Here is a 14,445-nt window from a genome sequence, read left to right on the forward strand (position 1 = left end):
CCTCTTCCGTCCGGCTCGCGGGCCGGATTGCTTGCTGTCATGTGCTGGCGAAAGCTGAAAGTCGTGTCTCGCCCGACCTCGCCTGGTGGAGCCCCGAACGAGCCGTGGATCAGCCGCGGATCATGCGGTTGCCGGCATCGGACAGGTCCTCGGCGGCCTTCATCATCTTCACCTGGGTCTCGAACAGGCGGTTCAGGCTCATGGTCGTTACCAGTTGGTCGATGGCCGAAACGTTGCTCGACTCCAGGTAGCCGGAGACCAGGCGGATGTCCTCGTTGGGCTCGGCCGGCTGGCCGTCGCGGGTGGCCAGCAGGCCATCGTCCTGCTTGACCAGCTCGGCGGCCGGCAGGTCGACCAGCTTGATACGGCCGACCTCAGCGGTCAGGTAGTCGCCGCGAGGGATCACCGAGACGGTGCCGTCGGCACCGATGGTCAGGCTGTCGTACTCGGGCAGCACGATGGGACCGTTCTCGCCGAGCACAGGGCGGCCGTTGATGGTCAACCGCAGGTCGGCGCTGACCTGCAGGCTGCCGTGTCGGGTGTAGCGCTCGCCGGCCGGGGTCTCCACGGCGATCAGACCGGGGCCCTGGATGGCGAAGTCGAGGTCGCGGCCGGTGGCCATCAACTGGCCGGGAGCCATGCTGATACCGTTGTCCACCACCCGGGTGGCGTGGCGGGTGTCGTAGCCGTAGCCCGCCACCTGCACCGCCTCGGCCTGCTCGAGATCGGCGCGGAAACCGGGGGTGTTGACGTTGGCCAGGTTGTTGGCGCGCACCGTGAGCGAGGTCATGGTGCGGCTAGCAGCGGTCATGGCGATGTATCCGAGACGGTCCATGCTTCAACCTCAGATGGCGCTGAACAGCACTTGAGTGAGTTCCTTCTCGGTGGACAGCACCTTGGTGTTGGCCTGGTAGTTGCGCTGTCCTTCCATCAGGCCGACCAGTTGTTCGGTCAGGTCGACGTTGGAGTTCTCCAAGGCGCCAGCGGTCAGCTCGCCGAAGGAGCCGACGCCGGGCACGCCGATCAGCGCCTGGCCGGATTCGGCGGTCTCGGTCCAGGCGGTGCCGCTGACGTTGTTCAGGCCGCCGGCATTGACGAAGCTGGCGAGGACCACCTGGCCCTGCAGCATGCGCTGGCCGTTGCTGTAGTTGGCGTAGATGCGACCGTCCTTCTCCACCGACAGGCCGGTCTGCTCGCCGGCCGAGTAGCCGGTCGGGAGGTTGGTGGTGACCACGAAGTCCGAGCCGTACTGGCTGGTGCCGCTGTAGTTGACGGCGACGTTCATCGGATCCACGCCGGGCAGCGTGAAGCTGAGGTCCACCGTGCCGATCGGCGCGGCCAGGGAGCCGTTGGGGTTGAAGGTCAGCGCCTGGGTCACCGGGTTGCCGGCGCCGTCGAGAACGGCGCTGCCGTCCACGTAGTAGTGGGCATCCCAGACGTTGTCGGCGGTCTTCACGAAGTACTGGGTCAGGGTGTGTTCCTTGCCCTGGGAGTCGTAGATCTTGGTGGTGTAGGTGGAGTTGAAACTGTCCACGTTGGCCGGGGTGAAGGCGACCGTCGGCACCCCCTGGTTGGCGTCCAGGTTGGCGATGAACTGCAGGCTGTCGGTGGCCTTGGCCGGCAGGTTGGACGAGTTCAGCTTGAGGTCGCTGACGGTACCGACCACCAGGTTGCCAGCGGCATCCACCGGGTAGCCCTGCAGGCGCTGGCCGGCGGCGTTGACGATGTAGTTGCTGCGGTCGCTGCCGAACACCCCGGCGCGGGTGTACTGGGTTTCGCCGGAGGTGCTGCGGGTGATGAAGAAGCCGCCACCGGAGATCGCCAGGTCCAGGCTGCGCCCGGTGCTCACCAGGGTACCGCCCTGGCTGATGCTCTGGGTGGTGGCCAGCACTTCCACACCCATCGCCTGGCTGTCGGCATAGACGCTGCCGAACTCGGTGCGCGAGGACTTGAAGCCGGTGGTACCGGCGTTGGCGATGTTGTGGCTGATGGTGTTGAGCTGGTCGTTGACGGCGGTCAGGCCGGTCAGGGCGATGTTGAAGCTCATGCGGGAATCCTCGTGATGGCTGTGCTCAGAGCTGGCTCTGGCCGAATTCGGTGATGTTGTAGAAAGGCACGGAACCGATGCCCGCCACGTCCAGCACCGGTCCTTCGCTGCTGACCCGGACGTTGCTCACCCGGCCGGCGAGCTCCACGCTCGGGTACTCGCCGCTGTCGGTGACGACCTCGATGCGGTAACTGCCCGGCGCCAGGCCGAGCTTCTCGGCATCCAGCTCGAAGGGCACCGCGCCGGCGGCCTGACTGCCCAGCTCGATGTCGATAGTCACGCCGCGGGAGTCGGTCAGGCTGAGCACCGTCTTGCCGGCGGCGAACTCCAGGTTGATCTGCCCCTTCACCGGCGCATCGCCCAGCTGCACCTGGTCGGCGGTCACCTTCACCTCCTGGCCCACCAGACCGGCGGCGGTCAGGGTCTGCAGGTTGTCCAGCAGCACCAGGTTGCTCTTGGTCAGGGTGGACATGTTCTCCAGGCTCTTGACCTGGGACAGGGTGGCGTACTGGTTGAGGAACTCGGTGCTGTCCACCGGGTTGGTCGGGTCCTGGTTCTGGATCTGCGCGACCATCAGGGCGATGAAGTTGTTCTCCAGCTGGGTGGCCTCGCTGACGTCGACCGCCGCGCTGACCCGCTCCTCGATGCTGTAGCTGCCGCCCAAGGCGCTGCCGGCGGCGTTGATCTGGCTCATCAGACTTCTCCCAGCTTGAGCAGCGCCTGCTGCATGCTCTTGACGCGGTTGAGCACGTCCACGCCGGTCTCGAAGCTGCGGCTGGCGGACATCATGTCGGTCATTTCCTCGATCTGATTGATGTCGGCGTAGAACACGTAGCCATCGCGGTCGGCCAGCGGGTTGTCCGGCTCGTAGCGCCGCTTCGGCTCACGGCCGGCGGTGACCACGTCGAGCACCTGCACGTGGGCGCCGCCCATGCCGACGCCACGGGTCAGCTCGCCGTTCTCGTAGACGGCGGCGAACACCGGCTTGCGCGCCTGGTAGACGTCCTCCGGGCGCGCGGCAGCAGACTCGGCGTTGGCCAGGTTGCTGGCCACGGTATTCAGACGCACCGTCTGTGCGTTCATCGAGGAACCGGCGATGCGATAGATGGAATCGAACGACATACGGTCTAGCGCCCCTCAATCGCTTGTTTCAGACCACGGAATTTCATGCTCAGGAAGGTCAGACTGGTCTGGAAATCCATCGCGTTCTTGGCGAAGGCCGCCTGCTCGACGCTCAACTCCACGGTGTTGCCATCCTGGGACGGCTGGGTCGGCACGCGGTACTTCAGCTGCGCCGCCCCGCCCGAATCGCCGGCGGCGGCGAATGCATCGTCGAGCCGCCGCATTTCCCCCGCGAAGTCGATGTCCCGCGCCTGAAAGCCCGGGGTGTCTTCGTTGGCCAGGTTGGCGGCAAGGATCTCGCTGCGCAGGGTGCGCAGCTCGAGGGCGCGCACATGGACGCCCAAATCCTCGTCAATCCGTATACTCATTGCCCGTTTCCATGAATCAGGGGGTCCGGCACAGGCGCCGGACGTTGCTCCGGCAACCCTGAGCAGGAATCGTGCCCAACTTCACAAGTGCACCTATAACCTTGATTTTATTGAGCTTTTTCAAGAGAAGGACGGCCCCGAGCGCTGCCTGCCTTCCGCCTTTACCCAAGACGGAAGGCCGATGCGGAAGTTTCCTTTCCGCCTCGCGTCACCTCCTCGCCGTCGCCCTGCTTCCGCTTGCCGCCGGCGTGCAGGCCGAATCCCGGGTCGACCGGCAGATCGACCAGGCCGTGGAGCGCTACCTGGCGGCACAGTTCAAGCAGGAAGCCCGTCGCCAGGGCTGGCAGGACATGCGCTTCACCCAGGCCAGCACGCCCCTCAACGACACCTCGCGCCTGACGCCCTGCGCACAGCCGCCGGTCGTGGAGACTGCCGGCGACAACCCCAGCCTGCTCGGCCGCCTGCGCCTGCGGGCGAGCTGCGGCGACACGCCGGGCTGGTCGGTGCTGCTCAGCACCCAGGTCAACGTGTTCATCCCTGCGCTGTTCGCCGCGCAGACCATCGAGCGCGGGCAGACCATCGAGGCCGCCCACCTGCAGGTGCAGGAGCTGAACGTCAGCAAGGCGTCGCGCGGCTACTACCAGCGCGAGGAGGAGGTGGTCGGCATGGGCGCCAAGCGCCGCATCCGCGCCGGTCAGGCGCTGAGCCCGGGGCTGTTGGCCAGCCCGATGCTGGTTCGGCGCGGCCAGCAGGTGAAGATCATCGCCAGCCGCGACGGCATCGTCGCCACCACCCTTGGCGAGGCCCTGCAGAACGGTCAGCGGGATGAGGTGATCCGGGTGCGCAACCTGAGCAGCGACAAGATCATCGAAGCCAAGGTGCTGGAAGACGGGACGGTGACGAGCACCTTCGAATGAGGACGGCAGGCGGGGGCTCGCCCCGCCCTACCCGCTCCACCGGGCGGCAGAGCGGGCGCAACGGAGGCCGTCAGGCCTGCTGCTGCAGCGACTCTACGCCCAGCTCGTCCCACACCGACTCGGCGAGGTGGAAGGTGGCGTTGGCCGCCGGGATGCCGCAGTAAATGGCGCTCTGCATGATCACTTCCTTGATCTCGTCGCGGGTCACACCGTTGTTTCTGGCGGCACGCAGGTGCAGCTTCAGCTCGCCTTCGCGGTTCATGCCGATCAGCATGGCGATGGTAATCAGGCTACGGGTGTGGCGCGGCAGGCCCGGGCGGGTCCAGATGTCACCCCAGGCATGGCGGGTGATCATTTCCTGGAATTCTTCGTTGAATGGCGTCAGGTTGGCCAGGCTGCGGTCGACGTGGGCATCGCCGAGCACCGCGCGGCGCACCTGCATGCCGGCTTCGTAGCGTTCTTTCTCGTCCATCTTAGGCTCCAAGGGCATTCGGGACGCCGGCCCGCATACACGTGCGCAGGCCGGCTCGGGGGCTGGCTCAGCCGCGCAGGAAGTCCAGCACGCGCAGCGTGAAGGCGTCGCCGGCCTCCACGTTGGACAGGTGCGCCGCGTGGAATTCCACCAGCTCGGCGCCACTGATGCGCTCCTGCATGAAGCGGCCGTGTTCGGTGGTGGTCACCGGGTCGGCAGAACCGCAGACGATCAGGGTCGGCGCCCGGATAGCACCCAGCTGCTCACGGAAGTCGGCATCGCGCACCGCCGCGCAGTTGGCCGCGTAACCCTGCGGCGAGGTCTGGGCGAGCATCTCGACGATCGGCTCGACCTTCTCCGGCTGGGTGGCGGCGAACTCGGCGGTGAACCAGCGGGAGATGGAGGCGTCACGCAGGTCGCGCATGGCCTGGGCGCCACCGGCCAGCACGCTGTCGATGCGCGGGTTCCAGACCTCGGGACTGCCGATCTTCGCCGCGGTGTTGCAGAGCACCAGGCGACCGATGCGCTCGGCGGCGTTGATGCCCAGCCACTGGCCGGTCAGGCCGCCCATGGACAGGCCGCAGAAGTGCGCCTTGTCGATGTTCAGGGCATCCAGCAGGGCCAGCACGTCACGGCCGAGCTGCTCGATGCTGTAAGGCCCGGGAGTGACCAGGGAAGCGCCGTGTCCGCGGGTGTCGTAGCGCAGCACCCGGAAGTGCTCGGCGAAGCCGGGGATCTGCGCGTCCCACATGTGCAGGTCGGTACCCAGGGAGTTGGAGAGCACCAGGACAGGCGCGTCGTCGCGGCCGTCGATGCGGTAGTTCAGTTCGCCATCGGCGAGTTTTACGACAGGCATGCAAATCTCCTAACGCGAAAGCGCGTGATGTTCGGCCAGGGCACGGGCTACCCAGCGGCGCGCCTGGCCGAGGTAATGGGCCGGGTCGAGCAGTTGGTCCAGCTCGGCGGCGGACAGGCGGGCAGTGACTTCGGCATTGGCGCCGAGCACGGCACGCAGGTGGGCGCCCTCCTTCACCGCCTGCTTGCAGCACTGCTCCAGCAGATGATGGGCGGCATCGCGGCCGATGCGCTGGGCCAGGGCGATGCTCACCGCCTCGGCGAGCACCAGACCGCGGGTCAGATCAAGGTTGGCGCGCATCCGCGCGGCGTCCACCTCCAGGCCGGGGACCAGTTGCAGGGCCTGCTGCAGGGCCCCGGAGACCAGGCAGCAAAGCTCCGGCAGGGTTTCCCACTCGGCGTGCCAGAGGCCCAGGCTGCGCTCGTGCTCCTGGGGCATGGCGGCGAGCATGGTGGCCACCAGGCCGGGGGCGCGGGTGGCGGCGCCGATCAGCACCGCGGCGCCCACCGGGTTGCGCTTGTGGGGCATGGTGGAGGAGCAGCCCTTGCCCGGCGCGGCCGGCTCGAAGACCTCGCCGGCCTCGGTCTGCATCAGCAGGCTGAGGTCGCGGCCCAGCTTGCCCAGGCTGCCGGCGAGCATGCCGAGCAGCGCGGCGAATTCCACCAGACGGTCACGCTGGGTGTGCCAGGGCTGCTCCGGCAGGCTCAGGCCGAGCTCGTCGGCCAGGGCCTCGGCCACCGGCCAGGCGTATTCGCCCAGGGCGGCGAGGCTGCCGGAGGCGCCGCCGAACTGCAGGCTCAGCAGGCGCGGCTTGAGTTCGGCAAGGCGCTGACGATGGCGCGTGATGGCGCCCAGCCAGCCGGCGATCTTCATGCCCAGGGTCACCGGGGTGGCGTGCTGCAGCCAGGTGCGCCCGGCCAGGGGCACCTCGGCATGGCGCTCGGCCTGTTCGGCCAGCCGCGCGGCCAGGCTGGCCAGGTCGGCCTCCAACAGCTCGATGGCGGCGCGCAGCTGCAGCACCAGGCCGGTGTCCATGGCGTCCTGACTGGTGGCGCCAAGATGCACGTAGCGCTCGGCCTCGGTGCTGCGCGCGGCGACCTGCTTGCCCAGGGCCTTGACTAGGGGAATCGCCGAGTTGCCGGCCGTGGCGATGGCCACGGAGAGCGCGGCGAAGTCGTACAGCTCGGCCTGGCAGGCGGCCTCGATGGGCGCCACCGCACTGGCGGGGATCAGCCCTGCGCGGGCCTCGGCGCGGGCCAGGGCCGCCTCGAAGTCGAGCATGCCCTGCACGCGACCGCTGTCGGAGAAGATCGCACGCATGGCCGGCTGGGTGAAATAGGTGTCGAAGAGTTGGTTGCTCGGGCTGTTCAAGCCAGTGCTCCGGAATGCGGGATGGTGTTTCCTTGTATAGCAGCCGGCCCCGCGGGGCCAGCCCCCATTGACGATGCGCACGGCCGCGCGGCGGGGCGACCGTGCGCGAGTGCGGCCTCAGACGCGTTCGATGGCCAGGGCCAGGCCTTGGCCCACGCCCACGCACATAGTGGCCAGACCGCGCTTGCCGCCGGTCTTCTCCAGGTGATGAACGGCGGTCAGCACCAGGCGCGCACCGCTGGCGCCCAGCGGGTGGCCGAGGGCGATGGCGCCGCCGTTGGGGTTGACCCGGGCGTCGTCGTCGGCGATGCCCAGCTGGCGGGTCACCGCCAGGCCCTGGGCGGCGAAGGCCTCGTTCAGTTCGATGACGTCGAAATCGGCGACGCTAAGGGACAAGCGCTCCAGCAGCTTGCGCACCGCCGGCACCGGACCGACGCCCATGACCCGCGGTGCGACCCCGGCGCTAGCCATGCCCAGCACCTTGGCACGGGGCTTGAGGCCGTACTTCTGCACCGCCTCGGCGGAGGCCAGGATCATCGCCACGGCGCCGTCATTGACCCCCGAAGCGTTGCCGGCGGTGACGGTCTTGCCTTCACCGTTGACCGGCTTGAGCTTGGCCAGGGTCTCCAGGGTGGTGTTCGGACGCGGGTGCTCGTCACGGTCGACGATGGTCTCGCCCTTCTTGCCCTTGATGACGACCGGGACGATCTCCTCGGCGAAATAGCCGGCCGCCTGGGCAGCCGCTGCGCGCTGCTGGCTGCGCAGCGCGAAGGCGTCCTGATCGGCGCGGGAGATCCGGTACTCGTCGGCCACGTTGTCGGCGGTTTCCGGCATGGAGTCCACGCCGTACTGGGCCTTCATCAGCGGGTTGATGAAGCGCCAGCCGATGGTGGTGTCCTCGATCTTCATGTTGCGCGAGTAGGCGCTTTCCGCCTTGCCCATCACGAAGGGCGCGCGGGACATGGATTCCACGCCACCGGCGATGGCCAGATCCATCTCGCCACAGGCGATGGCGCGGGCGGCGGTGCCCACCGCGTCCAGGCCGGAGGCGCACAGACGGTTGAGGGTCACGCCCGGCACGGTGTGCGGCAGGCCGGCCAGCAACAGCGCCATGCGTGCCACGTTGCGGTTGTCCTCGCCGGCCTGGTTGGCGCAGCCGTAGAACACCTCGTCCAGCTGGTTCCAGTCGACCTGGGGGTTGCGCTCGACCAGGGCCTTGATCGGGATGGCCGCCAGGTCATCGGCACGTACCGCCGCCAGAGCGCCGCCGAAACGGCCGATGGGCGTGCGGACGGCGTCGCAGATGAAGACTTCGCGGCTCATTCCTCACCTCCCTTCTGCCCGTGGGCGATGGCTGTGCGTTCTTCCAGCTCGCGCAGGGCGGTCAGCTCGACCTCGTTCGGCGCCTCGGTCACCGCCACCTGCTCGGCGAAGCGGATCGGCCAGCCGGTGTTCTCGATCACCTGCTCGCGAGTCACGCCCGGGTGCAGCGAGGTGACGATGAATTCGTTGGTGCCGGCTTCCGGCTCCATGATGCACAGGTCGGTGATGATCGCCACCGGGCCCTTGCCGGGCAGGCCGAGACGCTTGCGGTGGTCACCGCCCTCGCCGTGGCCCACCGAGGTGATGAAGGCCAGCTTGTCGACGAAGGTGCGCGGCGACTGCTTGAGGATGATCAGCACTTCCTTGGCGGAACCGGCGATTTCCGGAGCGCCGCCAGCGCCGGGCAGACGCACCTTGGGCTTGTGGTAGTCGCCGATCACGGTGGTGTTGATGTTGCCGAACTTATCCACCTGGGCGGCGCCCAGGAAGCCGACGTCGATGCGCCCGCCCTGCAGCCAGTAGCGGAAGATCTCCGAGGTGGGTACCACGGTGTCGGCGGTCTCGGCCAGCTCGCCGTCGCCGATGGACAGTGGCAGCACACTGGGCTTGGCGCCGATGGGGCCGGATTCGTAGATCAGCACCACGTCCGGGGACGAGGTGAGACGGGCCAGGTTGGCCGCCTTGGAGGGCAGGCCGATGCCCACGAAGCACACTGCGTTGTTCTTCAGGCGGCGGGCGGCGGCCACGGTCATCATTTCATTGGTGGTGTAGGCGCTCATCACTTGGCCTCCGCGATTTTCTTCTGGTACTCGGCAAAGTCTTTGGTGCCGCGGATGTAGGTATCGATCCACGCGGTGAAGGCTTCACGGTCGCGGGCAATCGGATCCCAGGCCTGGTAGAAGCGGTTGTCGCGCTCGTAGTAGCCATGGGCGTAGGACGGGTGTGCGCCGCCGGGGACATGGCAGACGGCGGTCAGCGCCCAGCTGGGCAGCACGCAGGCATTCATCGGCGCGTTCAGGTCGTCGACGATCTCTTCGACGGTGACGATGCAGCGCTTGGCGGCCAGGGCGGCCTCCTTCTGCACGCCGAGGATGCCCCAGAGCAGCACGTTGCCCTTGCGGTCGGCCTTCTGGGCGTGGATCACGGTGACGTCCGGGCGCACCGAGGGCACCGCGGCCAGACGCTCGCCGGTGAACGGACAGTCGATGAACTTGATCACCGGGTTGACCTTCGGCAGGTCGGAACCGGCGTAGGCGCGCAGCACCGCGAAGGGCAGACCGGATGCGCCAGCCACGTAGGCGTTGGCCAGGTCGGCGTGGCTGTGCTCCTCGATCTCCAGGGCGTGGGGCCAGTCCTTCTCGACGGCGTCACGCAGACGGTGCAGGGAACCCACACCAGGGTTGCCGCCCCAGGAGAAGATCAGCTTCTTGGCGCAGCCGGCACCGATCAGCAGGTCATAGACCAGGTCGGGGGTCATGCGCACCAGGGTCAGGTCTTTCTTGCCCTGGCGGATGATCTCGTGGGACGCGGCAGTGGGGATCAGATGGGTGAAACCCTCGAGGGCGACGGTGTCGCCGTCGTTGATATAGCGTTCGACGGCTTCGCGGAGAGTCAGGAGTTCAGCCATGGTGGTTCTCGTATCGTTGTCCAGGGCGCCTGGGCGGCGCCGTTGGACAAACCTTAATCAGCGTAACCCCTGCAAACAATCCGATAATCGACTATCCGTGCGATTATCGAACCAAAAAGCAAGCCAGCTATCGAAGCTGTCCGATGTGTCGGTTGTGGGTCTTTACTGAAGGCAGGAGCGGGGGACGGCAGGCCGGGATGGGCGTGTCGAGGAGTCGATGACTATTGCAGCTATTGTAACGATCAATAACTCAAATGCCTCTTTATTGCCGATCATAGGTGCATAGACTTTTCACCCAATTCACCTCCCCCAAAAGAGGAACGGGAAATGCTCAAGCAAGCCACCTTTCTGACCCTGAGCCTGCTCGCCACGTCGGCCATGGCCGACGGCAGCGATGGCCGCGACGACAGCGACCAGCTGCCACAACACCCCTACCAGTACGGCATGCAACTGGACGTCCAGAAGGTCATCTCGGTGACCCCGCGCCCGCAGAGCTGCGACGTGGCGCCGGCCACCATGATCTACGTGGACAGCCACGGTGACACCCAGCGCCTGGATTACCTGGTGATGGGCGACTGCCTGGGTAGCTAAGCCACCCTCACTCTGCGACCAGACGCATCCCCCAGGGACTCACCGGCGGCACGTCCTGAACGACATTCACCGGGTCTGCCAAGCGCGGCGACTGGCAGACCGCCTGCGCTCCAACCTATTGCTCCCCCCCTCGGCAGGCAGCCCCCGCCGTGCCCTTCACCGGGCCGGCGGGCGCCCTGCCCTTTTTGGCTTCCTCATGACATTCGCCGAAATCACATTCGCCGAAAACGAAAGAGCCCCGGAAACCGGGGCTCTTTCGCGGCTTTCAGCTGGGCTCAGGCGCCCACGACCTGCAGTGCACGGGGACGGCGGCTGCGCTGCTCGTCTTCGGCGCTGCTGGCCTTCTGCAGCTGGAAGTTGAACTCCAGCTCGGCGAAGCGGCCCTTCACGCCACGCTTGGCGGCGGCTTCGGCATCCTCGATGAAGCGGATGTCGCCCACCAGGCCGTCGCGGGTGGCGTAGGCGAAGTCGTCCCACAGGTAACGGTCGCCGGCCAGGTTGATCTGGGTGGTCAGGTGCCGGTAGCCAGGCGCGGAGATGAAGAAGTGGATGTGCGCCGGGCGCTGGCCATGCCGGCCGAGCAGGTCCAGGCACTCCTGGGTCGGGCCCTGCGGGTCGCAGCCGTAGCCGGACGGCACGATGCTGCGGGCGCGGTAGCGACCTTCGGCATCGGTGATGATGCGGCGACGCAGGTTGTACTCGCTCTGGCTCTTGTCGAAGTAGGAGTAGTTGCCCTTGGTGTTGGCGTGCCACAGATCCACGGTGGCGCCGGCGATCGGCTTGCCGTCCAGATCCAGCACGCGGCCTTCCAGGAACATCACGGTGGCGACGTCCTCTTCGCTGCCGTCGTCCATGCGGGCCTCGCCTTCGGCGATGGGCGCGCCGGCCACGTACAGCGGACCTTCGATGGTGCGCGGGGTACCACCGGTACGACCCAGCTGCTCGTCCTTGGCGTCCTGCAGCAGGTCGAGGAAGTGCTCCAGGCCCAGGCCGGCGACCAGCAGGCCGGCTTCGCCGCGGGCGCCGAGACGGTTGATGTAGTCCACGGCGAACCAGAACTCGTCCTGGGTGATTTCCAGGTCCTCGATCAGCTTGGCGGTGTCCTGCAGGATGCGCAGCATGATGCGCTTCAGGCGCGGGCTGCCGTTGTCGTTGCCGAAACCGGCGGCTTCCTCGAAGAACTTCTGGATTTCAGCAGTGTGAGTGATTTTCACGGTCATTGCGGGTTACCTCATCTTGTTCTTGTACAAGGGGTCTTGCGGGTTGCTTGCTTGATCAGCGGTCATCGGCATGGATCGACGAGGGGTGGCGGCAGAGCCCGTCGATCTCGATGTCCATGTAGGGAAACAGCGGCAGCTGCATCAGGGTCTCGTGCAGCTCCTCGACGCTTGCCACGTCGAAAATGCTGTAGTTGGCGTACTGGCCGGCGATGCGCCACAGGTGGCGCCACTTGCCCTCGCGCTGCAGGCGCTGGGAGTACTCTTTCTCCTCGGCCTTGATCCTGTCGGCCAGCTGCGGGTCCATGTCGGCCGGCAGCTTCACGGTCATCTTCACGTGAAACAGCATGATTTCTTCCTCTTAACGGCGGGCGAAGCGCGCCAGGCGCTCCTCGTCCAAAGTCAGGCCGAGGCCGGGGGTGCGCGGCACGTGCAGCTGGAAGTCACGGTACTGCAGCGGCTCGGTAACGATTTCCTCGGTGAGCAGCAGCGGGCCGAACAGCTCGGTGGCCCAGGTCAGCTGCTTCAGGGTGATGAAGGCATGGGCGGAGGCCAGGGTGCCGACGCTGCCCTCCAGCATGGTGCCGCCGTACAGGGCGATGCCCGCCGCCTCGGCGATCTGCGCGGTGCGCAGCACGGCACGCGGGCCGCCGTTCTTGGCGATTTTCAGGGCGAACACGCTGGCGGCGCCGTCGGCGGCCAGGCTGAAGGCGTCCTCGACGCTCTCGATGGATTCGTCGGCCATGATCGGTGCCGGACTGCGCAGGTTCAGGCGGATCTGTCCGGCGCGGTTGATGCGCGAAATGGGCTGCTCGATCAGATCGATGCCGTTCTCGCCGAGCACCTGGCAGCCACGGATGGCCTGGGATTCGTCCCAGTACTGGTTGACGTCGACCCGTACGCTGGCGCGGTCGCCCAGGGCCTTCTTGATCGCCACCACGTGGCGCAGATCCTGCTCCAGGGGGTTGGCGCCGATCTTCAGCTTGAAGATCCGGTGCCGGCGCGCTTCGAGCATCTGCTCGGCTTCGGCTATGTCCCGCGCGGTGTCGCCGCTGGCCAGGGTCCAGGCCACTTCCAGGCTGTCGCGCACGCGGCCGCCGAGCAGCTCGCTGACCGGCAGGCCGAGGCGCTTGCCCTGGGCGTCGAGCAGCGCGCTTTCCACCCCGGAGCGGGCGAAGGTGTTGCCCTTGATGGCCTTGTCCAGGCGGATCATCAGGGCGTTGATGTTGCTGGCATCCTGGCCGACCAGCAGGGGCGCGAAGTGAGCGTCCAGGTTGGCCTTGATGCTTTCCGGGCTCTCGTTGCCGTAGGCCAGGCCACCGATGGTGGTGGCTTCGCCGATGCCTTCGATGCCGTCGGAGCAGCGGATGCGCACGATCACCAGGGTCTGCTTCTGCATGGTGTGCATCGCCAGCTTGTGCGGGCGAATAGTCGGCAGGTCGACGATGATCGCTTCCAGGCGTTCGATCAGAGCTTGGCTCATTTCAGGTTCCGTTATCACGCAAGGGCTGTTGTGGCAGTGTTCGTTCCGCTGGCAGCGAACCGATACCTGCCAGGTCTTGTTTGTGCGTGAAAAGGATTGCCTTTCCGAGCTGCTGCAGTCCAATATCGATGAACTCTCATTCCATACCCTGGAGGTATCATGGAGCTCAGGCACCTGCGCTACTTCAAGGTGGTCGCGGAAACCCTCAACTTCACCCGCGCCGCGGAGCGCCTGCACATCGCCCAGCCGCCCCTGAGCCGGCAGATCCAACAGCTCGAGGAGCTTCTCGGAGTGCCCCTGCTGGAACGCGGCCGGCCACTGCGCCTGACCGAGGCCGGGCGCTTCTTCTACGAGCAGAGCGGCACCCTGCTGGAGCAGCTGAAGAACATCTGCGAGAACACCAGGCGCATCGGCCTCGGCCAGCGCCAGTGGCTGGGCATCGGCTTCGCTCCTTCGACCCTCTACGACGTGCTGCCCGAGCTGATCCGCCAGCTGCGCCGGGACAACGAGCTGGAACTGGGGCTGCAGGAGATGACCACCCTGCAGCAGGTGGAAGCGCTGAAAAGCGGGCGCATCGACATCGGCTTCGGGCGCATCCGCATCGAGGACCCGGCGATCCATCAGCAGGTGCTCAGCGAGGACCCGCTGGTGGCCGCCCTGCCCGCCGGCCATCCGCTGCTCGGCCAGCCGGTGGAGCTGGAGCGGCTGTCCGCCGAGCCCTTCGTGCTCTACCCGGCCAACCCGCGGCCCAGCTACGCCGATCACGTGCTGGCGCTGTTCGCCAACCGTGGTCTGAGCATCCGTGTGGCGCAGTGGGCCAACGAGCTGCAGACCGCCATCGGCCTGGTCGCCGCCGGCCTCGGCGTGGCCCTGGTGCCGGCCTCGGTGCAGCAGCAGCACCGCTCGGACATCGGCTACACGCGGGTGGTCGAAGCCGAGGCGGTATCGCCGATCATCCTCAGCCGCCGCCGCGGCGACGTCAGCGCCCTGGTGCAGCGCTGCCTGGAACTGATCGACCAGGCGCGGCGCTAGCCAGGGGCTCAGCGCCACA

At 67.0% G+C, this 14,445-nt stretch carries 17 protein-coding genes; 3 read left to right on the top strand and 14 right to left on the bottom strand.

The window, feature by feature from the left end; all coding sequences use genetic code 11:
- Positions 1-109: 109 nt before the first annotated feature.
- From H165_RS0111190 to flgB, 5 genes are read right to left on the bottom strand one after another with little or no spacing between them, the layout of a single operon-like run.
- A complete protein-coding gene (locus H165_RS0111190; protein ID WP_017939025.1) occupies positions 110-835 on the bottom strand; it encodes a flagellar basal body rod protein FlgF in 726 nt (241 codons plus the stop codon).
- Between the two features lie 9 nt (positions 836-844).
- Entirely contained in the window at positions 845-2,047 is a 1,203-nt protein-coding gene (gene flgE / locus H165_RS0111195) for a flagellar hook protein FlgE (protein ID WP_017939026.1), read from the bottom strand.
- Positions 2,048-2,072: 25 nt separating this feature from the next.
- Positions 2,073-2,741, bottom strand: coding sequence for a flagellar hook assembly protein FlgD (gene flgD / locus H165_RS0111200; protein ID WP_017939027.1), 669 nt, complete (start codon positions 2,739-2,741; stop codon positions 2,073-2,075).
- A complete protein-coding gene (flgC, locus tag H165_RS0111205; RefSeq protein WP_017939028.1) occupies positions 2,741-3,169 on the bottom strand; it encodes a flagellar basal body rod protein FlgC in 429 nt (142 codons plus the stop codon). Before flgC ends, flgD begins: the two co-directional genes overlap by 1 nt.
- A 5-nt stretch (positions 3,170-3,174) precedes the next feature.
- Entirely contained in the window at positions 3,175-3,537 is a 363-nt protein-coding gene (gene flgB / locus H165_RS0111210; protein ID WP_017939029.1) for a flagellar basal body rod protein FlgB, read from the bottom strand.
- Between the two features lie 248 nt (positions 3,538-3,785).
- Between flgB and flgA the strand changes: the two genes are divergently transcribed.
- Positions 3,786-4,454, top strand: a complete 669-nt coding sequence (gene flgA / locus H165_RS0111215; RefSeq protein WP_017939030.1) for a flagellar basal body P-ring formation chaperone FlgA — start codon at positions 3,786-3,788, stop codon at positions 4,452-4,454.
- 70 nt (positions 4,455-4,524) lie between these two features.
- On the opposite strand, the gene pcaC is transcribed toward flgA, so the two are convergent.
- From pcaC to H165_RS0111245, 6 genes are all read right to left on the bottom strand, one after another.
- Positions 4,525-4,926: a 4-carboxymuconolactone decarboxylase gene (pcaC, locus tag H165_RS0111220; protein ID WP_017939031.1), complete on the bottom strand. Its 402-nt coding sequence runs from the start codon at positions 4,924-4,926 to the stop codon at positions 4,525-4,527.
- A 67-nt stretch (positions 4,927-4,993) separates the two neighbouring features.
- Complete coding sequence (pcaD, locus tag H165_RS0111225) at positions 4,994-5,782, bottom strand: 3-oxoadipate enol-lactonase (protein ID WP_017939032.1); 789 nt, start codon at positions 5,780-5,782, stop codon at positions 4,994-4,996.
- A gap of 9 nt (positions 5,783-5,791) precedes the next feature.
- On the bottom strand, positions 5,792-7,153 hold the full coding sequence (locus H165_RS0111230) for a 3-carboxy-cis,cis-muconate cycloisomerase (RefSeq protein WP_017939033.1): 1,362 nt from the start codon (positions 7,151-7,153) through the stop codon (positions 5,792-5,794).
- A gap of 117 nt (positions 7,154-7,270) precedes the next feature.
- Positions 7,271-8,476 carry a 3-oxoadipyl-CoA thiolase gene (pcaF, locus tag H165_RS0111235; protein ID WP_017939034.1) on the bottom strand — a complete coding sequence of 402 codons (1,206 nt, stop codon included), beginning with the start codon at positions 8,474-8,476 and terminating at the stop codon, positions 7,271-7,273.
- On the bottom strand, positions 8,473-9,255 hold the full coding sequence (locus H165_RS0111240) for a CoA-transferase subunit beta (protein ID WP_017939035.1): 783 nt from the start codon (positions 9,253-9,255) through the stop codon (positions 8,473-8,475). The genes pcaF and H165_RS0111240 overlap by 4 nt, the downstream gene beginning before the upstream one ends.
- Positions 9,255-10,103, bottom strand: a complete 849-nt coding sequence (locus tag H165_RS0111245) for a CoA transferase subunit A (protein WP_017939036.1) — start codon at positions 10,101-10,103, stop codon at positions 9,255-9,257. Before H165_RS0111245 ends, H165_RS0111240 begins: the two co-directional genes overlap by 1 nt.
- A 327-nt stretch (positions 10,104-10,430) precedes the next feature.
- Between H165_RS0111245 and H165_RS0111250 the strand changes: the two genes are divergently transcribed.
- Positions 10,431-10,694 carry a DUF2790 domain-containing protein gene (locus H165_RS0111250; protein ID WP_017939037.1) on the top strand — a complete coding sequence of 88 codons (264 nt, stop codon included), beginning with the start codon at positions 10,431-10,433 and terminating at the stop codon, positions 10,692-10,694.
- 275 nt (positions 10,695-10,969) lie between these two features.
- Here H165_RS0111250 and catA read toward each other — a convergent pair whose 3' ends face one another.
- Genes catA through H165_RS0111265 form a run of 3 tightly spaced genes read right to left on the bottom strand, consistent with a single transcriptional unit; the run spans position 10,970 to position 13,394 of the window.
- Complete coding sequence (gene catA, locus H165_RS0111255) at positions 10,970-11,914, bottom strand: catechol 1,2-dioxygenase (RefSeq protein ID WP_017939038.1); 945 nt, start codon at positions 11,912-11,914, stop codon at positions 10,970-10,972.
- 55 nt (positions 11,915-11,969) lie between these two features.
- Positions 11,970-12,260 (bottom strand): muconolactone Delta-isomerase, encoded by a 291-nt coding sequence (catC, locus tag H165_RS0111260; protein ID WP_017939039.1) that lies wholly within the window; start codon positions 12,258-12,260, stop codon positions 11,970-11,972.
- Positions 12,261-12,272: 12 nt separating this feature from the next.
- Positions 12,273-13,394, bottom strand: a complete 1,122-nt coding sequence (locus tag H165_RS0111265; RefSeq protein WP_017939040.1) for a muconate cycloisomerase family protein — start codon at positions 13,392-13,394, stop codon at positions 12,273-12,275.
- Positions 13,395-13,553: 159 nt separating this feature from the next.
- Here H165_RS0111265 and H165_RS0111270 point away from each other — a divergent pair, with 159 nt between their 5' ends.
- Positions 13,554-14,426, top strand: a complete 873-nt coding sequence (locus H165_RS0111270) for a LysR family transcriptional regulator (RefSeq protein WP_017939041.1) — start codon at positions 13,554-13,556, stop codon at positions 14,424-14,426.
- Positions 14,427-14,445: the final 19 nt, after the last annotated feature.

Origin of the sequence: Pseudomonas thermotolerans DSM 14292, from assembly GCF_000364625.1 — a bacterium.
GTDB lineage: Bacteria > Pseudomonadota > Gammaproteobacteria > Pseudomonadales > Pseudomonadaceae > Aquipseudomonas > Aquipseudomonas thermotolerans.

What these genes read in the sequence shown, in the direction of transcription:
- flgC (WP_017939028.1), bottom strand. Translation starts at nt 3,169, where the DNA reads ATGTCGTTCGATTCCATCTATCGCATCGCCGGTTCCTCGATGAACGCA.
- catC (WP_017939039.1), bottom strand. Translation starts at nt 12,260, where the DNA reads ATGCTGTTTCACGTGAAGATGACCGTGAAGCTGCCGGCCGACATGGAC.
- flgB (WP_017939029.1), bottom strand. Translation starts at nt 3,537, where the DNA reads ATGAGTATACGGATTGACGAGGATTTGGGCGTCCATGTGCGCGCCCTC.
- flgD (WP_017939027.1), bottom strand. Translation starts at nt 2,741, where the DNA reads ATGAGCCAGATCAACGCCGCCGGCAGCGCCTTGGGCGGCAGCTACAGC.
- H165_RS0111265 (WP_017939040.1), bottom strand. Translation starts at nt 13,394, where the DNA reads ATGAGCCAAGCTCTGATCGAACGCCTGGAAGCGATCATCGTCGACCTG.
- pcaD (WP_017939032.1), bottom strand. Translation starts at nt 5,782, where the DNA reads ATGCCTGTCGTAAAACTCGCCGATGGCGAACTGAACTACCGCATCGAC.
- pcaF (WP_017939034.1), bottom strand. Translation starts at nt 8,476, where the DNA reads ATGAGCCGCGAAGTCTTCATCTGCGACGCCGTCCGCACGCCCATCGGC.
- flgE (WP_017939026.1), bottom strand. Translation starts at nt 2,047, where the DNA reads ATGAGCTTCAACATCGCCCTGACCGGCCTGACCGCCGTCAACGACCAG.
- H165_RS0111240 (WP_017939035.1), bottom strand. Translation starts at nt 9,255, where the DNA reads ATGAGCGCCTACACCACCAATGAAATGATGACCGTGGCCGCCGCCCGC.
- H165_RS0111190 (WP_017939025.1), bottom strand. Translation starts at nt 835, where the DNA reads ATGGACCGTCTCGGATACATCGCCATGACCGCTGCTAGCCGCACCATG.
- H165_RS0111270 (WP_017939041.1), top strand. Translation starts at nt 13,554, where the DNA reads ATGGAGCTCAGGCACCTGCGCTACTTCAAGGTGGTCGCGGAAACCCTC.
- catA (WP_017939038.1), bottom strand. Translation starts at nt 11,914, where the DNA reads ATGACCGTGAAAATCACTCACACTGCTGAAATCCAGAAGTTCTTCGAG.
- H165_RS0111250 (WP_017939037.1), top strand. Translation starts at nt 10,431, where the DNA reads ATGCTCAAGCAAGCCACCTTTCTGACCCTGAGCCTGCTCGCCACGTCG.
- pcaC (WP_017939031.1), bottom strand. Translation starts at nt 4,926, where the DNA reads ATGGACGAGAAAGAACGCTACGAAGCCGGCATGCAGGTGCGCCGCGCG.
- H165_RS0111245 (WP_017939036.1), bottom strand. Translation starts at nt 10,103, where the DNA reads ATGGCTGAACTCCTGACTCTCCGCGAAGCCGTCGAACGCTATATCAAC.